Raw genomic sequence first — 11,178 nt, 5'->3', positions numbered from 1 at the left:
TCATCGCAAGCCGGTGCCGAGATCTCCGCGCAGGTGCTGGGCCACCAGCGCCGGCCAGCCCACCACCTGCGCCGGGGTCGCGGCGATCACCAGATGGCTGTCCGGCAGCACCACGGACAGCGCGCGGGCGGTGCTCAACGGGTGCGCCGCGTCGCCCTCCCAGGCGAGGATCAGGGTGGGCAGCCGCAGCCCGGTGAGGTGGGTGAGGTCGGGCAGGTCCGAGCCGGCCGCGCCTCGTAGCAGGCTGGGGACGAGAGCCTCGGCCACGTCCGGTGCCGTGAGCGGGATCTGCGGGTCGACCGCGGGCGGTCGGGGCGCCAGCCGGGACATCTCCGTCCAGGCGCCGACGCCTCGGCGCTCGACGAGCTCGGCGCTGGCCCGGTAGACCTCGCGCTGGGCCACCCGGCTCTGCCAGGCGGTGGGCGGCAGGGCGAGCACCAGCCGGCTGAACCGGGCGGGGTCGCGGAGGGCGGCGTGCAGCAGGGTCGCGGTGCCCATCGACTGGCCGACCCCGGCGACCGGGTCGCCCGCGCAGCGGGCCGCGAGCAGGTCGAGCAGGTCGTCGGCGAGCCGTGGCCACAGGTAGTCGGACGTCTCGGGCCGCCCGGTGGAGCGTCCGTGGCCGCGCGCGTCGTAGCGCAGCACCCGATGGCCGTCCAGGCCCGCGGTCAGGTCGAGCCGCAGGGTCTCGTCGCGCGCCCGGCTGGAGGTCAGGCCGTGCAGCTGGACCACTGCGGGGCCGTCGCCCCGTTCGTCGAGGGCCAGCACCGCGCCCGGCACCTGGTGGGTCGTCATGTGCAGCTCCTGCCCGGATCTCATGACACCGCTCCAGCCTACGAGCGCCCTAGAGTACGACGATGCGTCTGACCAACGTCGCGCAGATGCGGCTGCCTCCCGGCCGGGTGCACAGCTACGGCGCGGTCGCCGGTGACGGGCTGCGACGGCTGCCGATCTCCTTCGACCAGGCGCGCCACGTCGGCGCCGGCGAGCGTCCGGGCTCGTGGATGGCCGTGGCCCTCGACCTGCCGCGGGCCTGCTCGGCGGACGAGCTGGCCGTGGCCTGGATGGGTGTCGTGGCCCGGCACGGCACGCTGCGCAGCGTCTTCACCGAGGACGAGGACGGTCTGGCGCTGCACGAGGTGGCGGTCTCGCCCGGGCGGTGGCGCGCCCACGGCGAGCGGCTGCGCGATCCACGCCCGGAGGTGCGGGCCGTGCTCGACGAGGCGTGCTCGCCGAGGCAGCCGCTGGCGCACCGGATGTGCCTGGTGCGCAGCGACGACCCGGCCCGGCCCGACGTCGTGCTGCTGGCGGCCGACCACGCCCACGTCGACGCCTGGTCGTTGCTGGTGCTCGTGCGTGACCTCACCGCGCTGCTGGACGGCCGCGTCGCGGACCTGCCGCCGGACCCCGCCCCCTTCGCCGCGCACACCGCCGCACTGGCGGACCGGCCGCCCGCGCCGACGGAGGTCCACCGGCGGTGGGCGCAGATCCTGCGTGAGGGAGCCGGCGGGATGCCGACCGTGCCGCTCGACCTGGGTGACGTCTCGACCCCGTGCCCCGAGGTCGTCAAGGTCCACGACGTCCTCGACCCGGCCGGGGTGACGGCGCTGGAGCGGCAGGCGCAGCGGGCCGGGGTCCGGATGGTGGCGATGGCGACCGCGGCGATGACCGCCGAGCTGCAGGCGGAGGGCGCTCCGGGGCTGCGGGCGGTGCTGCCGGTGCACTCGCGGGACGAGCAGCGCTGGCACGACAGCGTCGGGTGGTTCATCACGAACTCCGTGATCGAGTGCCACGACCCGTCCCCGACCTCCGGCGCCGCGGCCGTGAGCGAGGCGATCGCGCTCGGCTCGCACGCGCTGGCTCCGATCCTCGACCCTGTCGGCGGCATGCCGTCGACGCCAGGGATGCTGGCCGTCTCCTGGCTGGACAACCGGCGCCTGCCCGTCACGGTCCCGTCGGGTCTGCGGCCGCAGCACGTCTCGGCGGTGATCCGCACCGACGGGGTGATGCTGTGGTTCGTGCTCACCGACGACGGGCTGCACGTGCGCTGCCGCTACCCCGACACCCCGCAGGCGCGCGCACGTCGGCGGCTGGCTGGACCGGGTCTGCCGGCGGCTGCGCGCGGACGCCACCTCCCCGCGTCCGGTCTGAGGATCAGCGGTCGGCGACGACCACGGTGACCTCGGGGTGCTCCTGCTCGAGGTCGGCGAGCACCGCGAGCACCCCGGGGTCGGTCTCGTCGGGGCCGGCCCCCTCCCCCGGCGGCAGGCTGAGGTCGGCAGCGTCGTGCGGCCACGGTCGCCACAGCAGCGTCCACGGCGCGTCGTGCGCGTCCGCCTTCTCCCGGAGGCAGTCCATGAGCGCGTCGAGGTTGTGCCCGAAGTGGTCCGGGAAGCCGAGCTGGCGGGCGAAGGCGTCCAGCGTCGAGGGCCTGCCGGTCCCGCCGTCGACGAGGTGCAGGTGCTCGGTGCCGGCCAGCGCCCGGGCGAGCATCGCGTCCACCGCGGCGCGCTCGACGTGGATCACGTGCCCTCCTGGATCTGCTCGAAGCTGGCGTAGTGGTCGCGGGTGAAGTACCGGTCGCCGTCGGCGCCGGTGACGATCCGGCGGGCGCCGCGGTCGTCCTCGCCGGAGGTCTCGACGGTGTACTCGCGGTAGTAGCCGCCCGGCCGGTCCGGCAGCAGGCCCTCCCGGTTGCCGAAGGTCTCGTCATCCTGGTCGTAGGGGTAGGGCCCACCTGCGCGGATCAGCCGCAGGGTCTCGTGCGCCTCGGCCGGCAGGGCGCTCTCGGCGATCGTCGGCAGCCCGGAGTCAGGCGTCTGTGATGCCGCAACCGACGCGGAGGTGTCGGTGGAGGACGAACCGCCCGGGTCGTCGTTCCCCCCCAGGACGATCCACCCGGCCAGCGCCAGCAGCAGGGCGGCGAGCAGCCCGGCCAGCGGCGCGGCCGCGGCGCGCCGTCCCTGGCCCGGTGGCATCAGAGGGCCGTGCCCACGTACTTCGTCTCCAGGTACTCCCCGATGCCCTCGAAGCCGCCCTCGCGACCGAAGCCGGACTGCTTGACCCCGCCGAAGGGGGCCGCCGGGTTGGACACCACGCCCTGGTTGATGCCGACCATGCCGAACTCCAGCGCCTCGCTGACCCGCAGCGCCCGCCGGTGCTCCTCGGTGAAGACGTAGGCCACCAGCCCGTACTCGGTGTCGTTGGCGGCGGCGACCGCCTCGTCCTCGGTGCGGAAGGTGCGGATCGGGGCCACCGGGCCGAAGATCTCCTCGCGCACCAGCCGGGCGCTCTTGGCGACGTCGGTGAGCACGGTCGGCGGGTAGAACCAGCCCTTGCCGGAGGGCACCTCGCCGCCGGTGAGCACGGTGGCCCCCTTCGCCACCGCGTCGTCGACGAGCTCGGCCACCCCGGCCCGGGCCTTCTCGGTGATCAGCGGACCGACCTCGACGCCCTTCACCGTGCCCTTGCCGACCGTCATCGCACCCATCCGCTCGGCCAGCCGGCGCCCGAACTCCTCGGCGACGGACTCGTGCACGAGGAAGCGGTTGGCCGAGGTGCAGGCCTCGCCGATGTTGCGCATCTTGGCGGCCATCGCCCCGTCGACGGCGGCATCGAGGTCGGCGTCCTCGAAGACGACGAAGGGGGCGTTGCCGCCGAGCTCCATGGAGACCCGCAGCAGCTGCTCGGCCGACTGCTCGACCAGCCGGCGACCCACCGCAGTCGACCCGGTGAAGGTCAGCTTGCGCAGCCGCGGGTCGCCGATGATCGGCCCGGAGACCTCGCCCGAGCGGGTGGTGGTGACGACGTTGAGCACCCCGGCGGGCAGCCCCACCTCCTCGAGGACGGCGGCCAGGGCGAGCATGGTCAGCGGGGTCTCGTGGGCGGGCTTGACGACCATCGTGCAGCCGGCGGCGATGGCCGGCCCGATCTTGCGGGTGCCCATGGCCAGCGGGAAGTTCCACGGCGTGATCATGAAGGTGGGACCGACCGGCTGCTGCATCGTGATGAGGCGCGAGGGACCGCTCGGCGCGACGGCGTAGCGGCCGTGGATGCGCACCGCCTCCTCGGCGAACCAGCGGAAGAACTCGGCGCCGTAGGTGACCTCGCCGCGCGCCTCGGCCAGCGGCTTGCCCATCTCCAGGGTCATCAGCATGGCGAAGGTGTCGGCCCGCTCGGTGAGCAGCTCGAAGGCGGACCGGAGGATCTCGCTGCGCACCCGCGGCTCGGTCCTCGCCCACTCCTGCTGGGCCGCGACGGCGGCGTCGAGGGCCGCGGCACCGTCCTCCACGGAGGCGTCGGCGACCTCGGCGAGCACCGCGCCCGTCGCCGGGTCGTGCACCGCGAAGGTGTCCCGGCCTGAGGCCGCGCGCCACCTGCCGTCGATGAAGAGCTGGGTCGGGGCCGCCGCCAGGGCGGACTTCTGCGTCACCGCTGCCATGGCCCGAGCCTAGACCGCGGCGGGGACATCGGGGGCCTCAGGTTCCGCGCGGGTCGGTGCCGCGGAGCACCCCGCGCGGACCGTGGCGGCTCAGTGCCGTGCGGAGGCCCGTCGCCGACCCAGGAGCGCGCCGCTGAGGGCGAGCAGCAGCCCGCCGGCAGCGACCAGCGGTCGGCTCCCCCCGCCTGGCTCCGACGCCAACAAGCGACGGACGTGGTTGGCTGGAGATCATGCAGAGCGAGACGTGGGCCGAGCGGATCCGTCGCTTCGCCGAGGAGCGGAGCTGGAGCGGCTACCACTCCCCGAAGAACCTGGCGATGGCTCTGTCCGTCGAGGTGGCCGAGCTCGTGGAGATCTTCCAGTGGCTGGAGACCGAGGAGTCGGCGCAGGTGATGGCCGACCCGGAGCGGGCGCAGGCGGTCCGCGACGAGGTCGCGGACGTCATGACCTACCTGCTGCGGCTGGTCGACGTGCTCGACATCGACCTGGACGCGGCGATGGCGGACAAGCTCGCCGAGGCCGAGCAGCGCTACCCGGTGGGCTCGCTCCCGTCGGGCCTGCCGGGGTCGGGTGCCGGCCCGGACGGGCGCGACCGCCCGGGCGACGACGCCCCCGACGGCGACGCCCACGACGTGGGCACCTCTGCGCCAGGTCCGCTCGAGGTGCTCGCCCCGGTGCTGGGGGTCGACGCCTGCCGCGCCGGCTGGGTGGGCGCCCTGCTCGAGCCGGGCGCGCCCCGACCCCGGGTGGTGGTCGCCGAGACGCTCGAGGAACTGCTGGCCGCGGCCGGCGAGCAGCTGCGGATCGCGGTCGCGGCGGTGGACATCCCGATCGGCCTGCCCGACGACGGTGCGCGCGAGGCGGACCGGCTGGCCCGCGCCGCGCTGCCGGGCCGGAGCAGCTCGGTCTTCACGACGCCGACCCGGGCGGCCACCGTCGCCGACTCCTACGAGGCGGCGAACGCCGCCAACCGGGAGGCCGCCGGCCAGGGCATCTCCCAGCAGGCCTGGGGCATCACGAGGAAGATCCGCGAGGCCGACGCGCTGGTGCGGGTGCCGCGGGACACCCGGATCGTCGAGGCGCACCCCGAGCTCTCCTTCGCGACCATGGCCGGCGCCCCGATGCGGCACGCCAAGCGGGCCGAGAGTGGGGCCGCCGAGCGTCTCGCGGCGCTCGCCGCGGTCGGGATCGGCTCGCCGAGCGTGCTGTCCGGCAGCGGCTACGCCGCAGACGACGTCCTCGACGCCTGCGCCGTGGCCTGGACCGCCGCGCGGGTGGCCTCCGGCCGGGCCCGCCCGCTGCCCGAGGAGCCGCAGGTGCACTCCGACGGCATCCCGGCGGCGATCTGGGCGTGAGCGCTCAGGCGGGGACGGCGTAGACGACGACGTTGTCCTCGTAGACACCGGTCTCGGGGTCGATGTCGCCGGTGCACGAGACCAGCGCGACCCGGCCCGGCACATCGGCGGCGAAGGCGTCCTGCTCGGCCAGCGAGCTTTTGTCCCAGGTGCGCAACACGGCCACCTCGAAGTCGTCCCGACGCCCGTCGTCGACGACGGTCACCCGGTCGCCGACGTCCATCGAGTCGAGCTCGGCGAAGGCACCGTCCTCACCCTGGTACTCGATGTGCCCGGCGATGATCGCGGTGCCCTCGTCGCTGCCGGGCAACGGGCCCTCGGCCCACCAGCCCAGGGTCTGCGGGTCGCTGGGCACCCCGAGCACACCCTCGGCGTCCACCGCCTCCGGCTCCACGGGCGCGTCCACCGACAGCGAAGGGGATGATCACCCGCCGCGGGTAGAGCACCTCGTCGGCGGCCACCGGCTCGGCCGAGGTGAGCGGCCCGGCCGAGGCCGTCGGTGCGGCCTGGTCGGGTATCCGGCCGACGTTGCGCTCCCGGGAATCGACCGCGAGCAGCACGCCGCCGACGAGCAGCAGCGCCAGACCGACGAGCACGCCGATCCGCCGCCGTCGCCCGGGTGCCGCGGCGTCAGCCATGGTCGGGGCGGCGGCGACGCAGCGAGAGGCCGAGCACGCCGGCGCCCAGGGCGATCACCAGCGCCCCCAGCGGGAGCACGAGCCGGACCGGAGCCTGTCCGGTGGGGATGGACGTCGGGGGGGCCGGCCGGCCGCCGAGATCGGTGGGCTCACGGCTGACGGGCCCCTCGGGCGCCTCGACCGGCGGGGTGCCCTCACCCGGCGGCTGAGCCGTGGCGGTGGCGGTGTTCGCCACCTCCCCGGCGGTCACGTCGTCGGCGGTGACCTCGTAGGGCGCGGCGCTGCAGGTCGTCTCCTCCCCGAGCGCCAGGGTGGCGCTCTCGCAGGTGAGGCCCTCCACCTTCGGGTCCACCACCGTGACCTCGGTCAGGGTCTGGTTGCCGGTGTTGGTCACGGTGAAGGAGTAGATGATCTGCTCCCCGGCGTCGGCCAGACCGTCATCGTCCTCGTCGACGAGCTCGGCCACCTTGACCACGGTCACCGCCGGGGCGGGGGCCGGGGTGGGGGTGCTCGTCGTCGCCGGGTCGGAGACCACCGGGTCGGTGTCCTCGCCCGGCGGGGTCCCGGAGGCGGTGGCCGAGTTGTCCACCGACCCGGAGTCCACGTCCGCCTGGGTGGTGACGTAGGGCTCGTCGGCGGTGCAGGTGGTCTGCTCGGTCGGCGCCAGCTCGGTCGCCGCGCAGGTCACGTCACCGACCATCGCGTCGTCCACGCCGATCCCGGTCAGGGTGACGTTGCCGGTGTTGGTCACGGCGAAGGAGTAGGTGATCTCCTCGCCGGCGTCGGCCAGGCCGTCACCGTCGGCGTCGTCGAGCTCGGCCGACTTCTCCACCGCGACACCAGGGGCCCGGGTCCTCGGTCGGCGTCTCGGTCGTCGACGGGTCGGAGGTCACCGGCTCGTCGTCCGGGTCCGGCGGCGTGCCGATCTCTCAGGACCTCCCCTGTTGCGCAAGATCTTCGGTCATGAGACGTTCTTACCGAATGATCTTGATACAGGAAGGGATTCTGCCGTGACCATGTTCACCGTCCTCGTCGACCAGGCGCACAGCAGCGCGTGGTCCACCGACCGCGAGCGCGCGGCCACGATGAACCCGGCCAACCCGGCGGACGCCTCGCTCGCGCTCGCCGTGCAGAGCCTGACCGAGCGCGGCGTCGCGGTCCGGGAGCACCGGGACGGGCCGCTGGACGCCGCAGCCCTGGACGGTGTCGACGTGCTCGTCGTCGCCCACCCCGCCGACGCCGCCTCCGAGCGGGTCGCCGGCGACCTCCCCCCGGTCTACGCCCCCGAGGAGATCGCCGCGGTCACCGGCCACGTCGAGGGCGGCGGCGGCCTGGTCGTGCTCGCCGAGTGCGACCACCGCGCCCACGGCAGCAACCTCGACGCCCTGCTGGCCCCCTTCGGCATCGGGATCGTCTCCACGCTGGTCCACGAGAGCGCCGGGTCCGGACGGCGCCACCACGACAACGCGACCTGGATCCGCCCGGAGCTGGCTACCGGCCACGCCGGCGGTCAGGGGCCGCTGGCCGGGGTCGGGGACGTCTGCCTCTACCGCAGCGGCGCGCTGGAGATCTCCCCCGGCACCGACGCCCAGGTGCTCGCCCGCACCTCGGCCACCGCCCACCCGGCCGCGGCGCCCGTCCTCGTCACCACCGAGCACGGCGCCGGCCGGGTCGTCGTGATCGCCGACTCCGACCTCGTCGGCGACGACTCGATCGACGAGCTGGCCCACCGCCGGCTGTGGACCAACCTCGTCACCTGGGCCGCGGTCCCCTCGGCGGCGGCACCGACGAGCGCCACGACGAGCGAGCACACGGTGGCCGCGCTGCCGGCCTGGGCCACGCTCAAGTCGGCGGTCGAGGAGCTGCGGCTGCTGCAGGCCACGGACGGCCGCATCGACGTCGAGGCGCACGGTGCGGACGCGACCGCCCGCGCCGGCGAGCTCGTGGCCACCATCCAGGGCTCGGTCGCCGAGATCGCGCCGCGCCTGCCGCACGACACCGCCTACCTCGAGCAGCTGGGCCGCGACCTGCAGCGCTGGGTCGACGAAGGCCTCGGGGTGCCGGACTTCCTGGACAGCCTCGTCCTGCTGCGCCCGGAGACCCACCGCGAGGACGGCACCACCCACCTCGTCGTGCTGCCGATGTACACCCAGAACGGCAACCCCGACCGGGTCTTCGAGGCGGTGCTGCTCGACGTCGTGTGGCCGGACTGGCTGGCCGAGGTCGAGGCCCGGTACACCAACTCGGCCTTCCTGCCGGTGACCTTCGTCGACTTCACCCCCGGCTACGACACCAACTCGGCGGTGCTCTTCCCGGAGACGGTCGCGGTGCGCGAGGTGCCCCGCTTCACCTGGGGCGCGATCTTCTGCGACCGGGAGGCCGCCCGCTTCCGCGCGGTGACCGCGGCCGCCGCGCAGACCCTCGGCATGCAGCTGCCGCCGGAGGGCGAGCTGCTCGTGGCCGACCAGGGGCTGGCGCAGTCCACCTTCGCGATGTGGGACCTCGTCCACGACCGCACCCACAGCCACGGCGACCTGCCCTTCGACCCCTTCATGATCAAGCAGCGGATGCCCTTCTGGATGTACGCGCTGGAGGAGCTGCGCTGCGACCTCAACACCTTCCGGCAGGCGGTGCTGCTGGACGAGGAGGGACACCCCTTCGCCCGGCCGGTGCAGCTGGCGATCCTCTTCGACCGGCTCTTCCGCTTCCCGATCACCGGGGACCGGGTGCGCAACTACGACGGCCTGGGCGGCCAGCTGCTCTTCGCCTGGCTGCACGGCCACGGGGTGCTGCGCTGGACCGACAACACCCTCTCCATCGACTGGGAGCGGGTGGCCGAGGCGGTGGTGGCCCTCTCCGACGCGGTCGAGGAGCTCTACCGCAGCGGCATCGACCGCTCCCGGGTCGGGCACTGGCGCGCCGCCTACGCCTTCGTCGCCGGTCACGTCGCCCCGCACCCGGCGTCGGTGTGGGCGAAGGGGGTCGACGACCCGGCCGCGCTGCCGCTGGACGGCCCGCCGAAGGGACTGACCGACCTCGTGCTGCCGGACGAGTTCCCGCTGAACGTCTTCTACGAGGCGCTGCGCAAGAAGCTCGGCCCGGTCATCGAGTCGACGAAGGGGATCACCGCCGCCTCGCCGGTGGCTGCGAGGATGGCCGCGTGAGCAGCGATCCCACCCCCTTCGCCCCCCTGCACGACGTCTCGGTCCGCGGCTTCGCCAGCGACAACTACGCCGGGACGCACCCCGAGGTGCTGGCCGCGCTGGTCGCTTCCGACGGCGGGCACCAGGTGGCCTACGGCGAGGACGTCTACACCGAGCGGCTGCAGGAGGTGGTGCGCGGCCACTTCGGCGACCAGGCGCAGGCGTGGCCGGTGCTCAACGGCACCGGCGCCAACGTCATCGCCCTGCAGGCGGTGACCGACCGGTGGGAGTCGGTGATCTGCACCAGCAGCGCGCACATCCACGTCGACGAGGCCGCCGCCCCGGAGCGGATGGGCGGGATCAAGCTGCACGCGGTGGCGACCCCGGACGGCAAGCTCACCCCGGAGCTCATCGGCACCGTGCCGGTGCGCGAGGGCGACGAGCACTGGCCGCAGGTCCGGGTCGTCTCGATCACCCAGACCACCGAGGTCGGCACGCTCTACTCCCCCGAGGAGATCCGGGCGATCGCCGATCACGTGCACGAGCGCGGCTGGGTGCTGCACCTCGACGGTGCCCGGATCGCCAACGCCGCGGCGGCCCTCGACCTGCCGCTGCGGGCCTTCACCACCGACGCCGGGGTCGACCTCGTCTCGCTCGGCGGGACCAAGGCCGGCGCCATGCTCGCCGAGGCGGTGGTGGTCCTGTCTCCGGAGCGGGTGCGCGGGCTGCCGTGGCTGCGCAAGCAGTCGATGCAGCTGGCCAGCAAGATGCGCTTCGTCTCGGCGCAGCTGCTCGCGCTCTACGACGGCGACCTCTACCTGCGCACCGCCGGGCAGGCGAACGCCATGGCCGCACGGCTGGAGGACGCGGTCCGCCACATCGACGGGGTCACCCTGACCACCCCGGCCCAGGCGAACGCGGTCTTCCCGATCCTCGACCCGCAGGTGGCCGACCGGCTGGCGGCGCGCTTCCGCTTCTACCCCTGGGACGAGGCGACCAACCAGTACCGCTGGATGTGCTCCTGGGACACCACCGAGGGCGACGTCGACGCCTTCGTCGCCGCCCTCCGCGAAGAGCTCTCCCGCTGACACCCCACCCGCCTCCCCTTTATCGGGTTACCCGATAAAGGCTCGCTCGCTGGAGAAGGCTTCTCGGGTGAGCGAGAGGTTCTCGTGTACGGGGGGCGGTACTGGCGCGCGGGCCTGCGGTGCTCGTCGTCCTCAGCCGGCGCCCACGAGCCGCTCGATGGCGCGGCGCCGGCGGGCGAGGTCGGCCGCCTGCTCGTCCAGCTCGCCCACGGCCCGGCGCACCTGCTCGGCCACGGCCGGGCACATGCCGATCGGGGCGTCGTCCTCCAGGCAGGGCAGCAGCACCCCGATGGAGGCCAGCGTGAAGCCGGCGTCCAGCAGCCGACGGATCCGCCGCACCTGGCCGACGACCTCCGGGTCGAAGGTGCGATACCCGTTGCCCTGCCGGGTCGAGGCGATGAGCCCCTGCGCCTCGTAGTGCCGCAGCGACCGGGGCGAGGCACCGGTGGCGGCCGCGAGCTCGCCGATGAGCAACGGAGCCTCGGGCTTGACCTTGACATCCATGTCAGTGCC

11 protein-coding genes and 1 pseudogene are annotated in these 11,178 nt (G+C 74.2%); 4 read left to right on the top strand and 8 right to left on the bottom strand.

All coding sequences use genetic code 11. The features are described 5' to 3' along the window. Entirely contained in the window at nt 1–795 is a 795-nt protein-coding gene (locus BJY28_RS10300; RefSeq protein WP_179462930.1) for an alpha/beta fold hydrolase, read from the bottom strand. Nucleotides 796–857: 62 nt separating this feature from the next. On the opposite strand from BJY28_RS10300, the gene BJY28_RS10295 reads away from it, so the two are divergent. After that, nucleotides 858–2,180, top strand: coding sequence for a peptide synthetase (locus BJY28_RS10295; protein WP_179462929.1), 1,323 nt, complete (start codon nt 858–860; stop codon nt 2,178–2,180). Here BJY28_RS10295 and BJY28_RS10290 read toward each other — a convergent pair. The 3 genes from BJY28_RS10290 to BJY28_RS10280 are packed head-to-tail and all read right to left on the bottom strand — an operon-like array spanning nt 2,155 to nt 4,441. After that, nucleotides 2,155–2,526, bottom strand: a complete 372-nt coding sequence (locus tag BJY28_RS10290; protein WP_218875287.1) for a barstar family protein — start codon at nt 2,524–2,526, stop codon at nt 2,155–2,157. The genes BJY28_RS10295 and BJY28_RS10290 overlap by 26 nt on opposite strands. Continuing rightward, entirely contained in the window at nt 2,523–2,978 is a 456-nt protein-coding gene (locus BJY28_RS10285; RefSeq protein WP_179462928.1) for a guanyl-specific ribonuclease, read from the bottom strand. The genes BJY28_RS10290 and BJY28_RS10285 overlap by 4 nt, the downstream gene beginning before the upstream one ends. Continuing rightward, nucleotides 2,978–4,441, bottom strand: coding sequence for an NAD-dependent succinate-semialdehyde dehydrogenase (locus BJY28_RS10280; RefSeq protein WP_179462927.1), 1,464 nt, complete (start codon nt 4,439–4,441; stop codon nt 2,978–2,980). The genes BJY28_RS10285 and BJY28_RS10280 overlap by 1 nt, the downstream gene beginning before the upstream one ends. Before the next feature lie 230 nt (nt 4,442–4,671). Between BJY28_RS10280 and BJY28_RS10275 the strand changes: the two genes are divergently transcribed. Beyond that, the gene (locus BJY28_RS10275; protein ID WP_179462926.1) at nt 4,672–5,796 is read left to right on the top strand and encodes a DUF429 domain-containing protein; all 1,125 of its coding nucleotides are present in this window, start codon (nt 4,672–4,674) and stop codon (nt 5,794–5,796) included. 4 nt (nt 5,797–5,800) lie between these two features. On the opposite strand, the gene BJY28_RS10270 is transcribed toward BJY28_RS10275, so the two are convergent. The 3 genes and pseudogenes from BJY28_RS10270 to BJY28_RS17050 form a co-directional block, all read right to left on the bottom strand. Continuing rightward, on the bottom strand, nt 5,801–6,202 hold the full coding sequence (locus BJY28_RS10270) for a sortase domain-containing protein (RefSeq protein ID WP_179462925.1): 402 nt from the start codon (nt 6,200–6,202) through the stop codon (nt 5,801–5,803). A 224-nt stretch (nt 6,203–6,426) separates the two neighbouring features. Further along, a complete protein-coding gene (locus BJY28_RS17055) occupies nt 6,427–6,915 on the bottom strand; it encodes a DUF7507 domain-containing protein (RefSeq protein WP_425485724.1) in 489 nt (162 codons plus the stop codon). A gap of 75 nt (nt 6,916–6,990) precedes the next feature. Continuing rightward, nucleotides 6,991–7,269 (bottom strand): annotated as a pseudogene (locus BJY28_RS17050) (DUF7507 domain-containing protein); the annotation flags it as partial. A 181-nt stretch (nt 7,270–7,450) separates the two neighbouring features. Between BJY28_RS17050 and BJY28_RS16865 the strand changes: the two are divergent. Next, nucleotides 7,451–9,598: a DUF6421 family protein gene (locus BJY28_RS16865; protein ID WP_218913143.1), complete on the top strand. Its 2,148-nt coding sequence runs from the start codon at nt 7,451–7,453 to the stop codon at nt 9,596–9,598. Then, the gene (locus BJY28_RS10255; RefSeq protein ID WP_179462922.1) at nt 9,595–10,665 is read left to right on the top strand and encodes a beta-eliminating lyase-related protein; all 1,071 of its coding nucleotides are present in this window, start codon (nt 9,595–9,597) and stop codon (nt 10,663–10,665) included. The genes BJY28_RS16865 and BJY28_RS10255 overlap by 4 nt, the downstream gene beginning before the upstream one ends. 132 nt (nt 10,666–10,797) lie before the next feature. Here BJY28_RS10255 and BJY28_RS10250 read toward each other — a convergent pair whose 3' ends face one another. Further along, nucleotides 10,798–11,169 carry a MerR family transcriptional regulator gene (locus BJY28_RS10250; RefSeq protein ID WP_218875285.1) on the bottom strand — a complete coding sequence of 124 codons (372 nt, stop codon included), beginning with the start codon at nt 11,167–11,169 and terminating at the stop codon, nt 10,798–10,800. Nucleotides 11,170–11,178: the final 9 nt, after the last annotated feature.

It is taken from the genome of Janibacter alkaliphilus, from assembly GCF_013408565.1.
Lineage (GTDB): Bacteria > Actinomycetota > Actinomycetes > Actinomycetales > Dermatophilaceae > Janibacter > Janibacter alkaliphilus.
Note: the sequence above shows the minus strand (reverse complement) of the source record. Positions and strands in the feature narration are given on the sequence as shown.

Coding starts and splice junctions, on each gene's coding strand:
- BJY28_RS10280 (WP_179462927.1), bottom strand. CDS start 4,441: ATGGCAGCGGTGACGCAGAAGTCCGCCCTGGCGGCGGCCCCGACCCAG.
- BJY28_RS10295 (WP_179462929.1), top strand. CDS start 858: ATGCGTCTGACCAACGTCGCGCAGATGCGGCTGCCTCCCGGCCGGGTG.
- BJY28_RS10285 (WP_179462928.1), bottom strand. CDS start 2,978: ATGCCACCGGGCCAGGGACGGCGCGCCGCGGCCGCGCCGCTGGCCGGG.
- BJY28_RS10250 (WP_218875285.1), bottom strand. CDS start 11,169: ATGGATGTCAAGGTCAAGCCCGAGGCTCCGTTGCTCATCGGCGAGCTC.
- BJY28_RS10300 (WP_179462930.1), bottom strand. CDS start 795: ATGACGACCCACCAGGTGCCGGGCGCGGTGCTGGCCCTCGACGAACGG.
- BJY28_RS10275 (WP_179462926.1), top strand. CDS start 4,672: ATGCAGAGCGAGACGTGGGCCGAGCGGATCCGTCGCTTCGCCGAGGAG.
- BJY28_RS16865 (WP_218913143.1), top strand. CDS start 7,451: ATGTTCACCGTCCTCGTCGACCAGGCGCACAGCAGCGCGTGGTCCACC.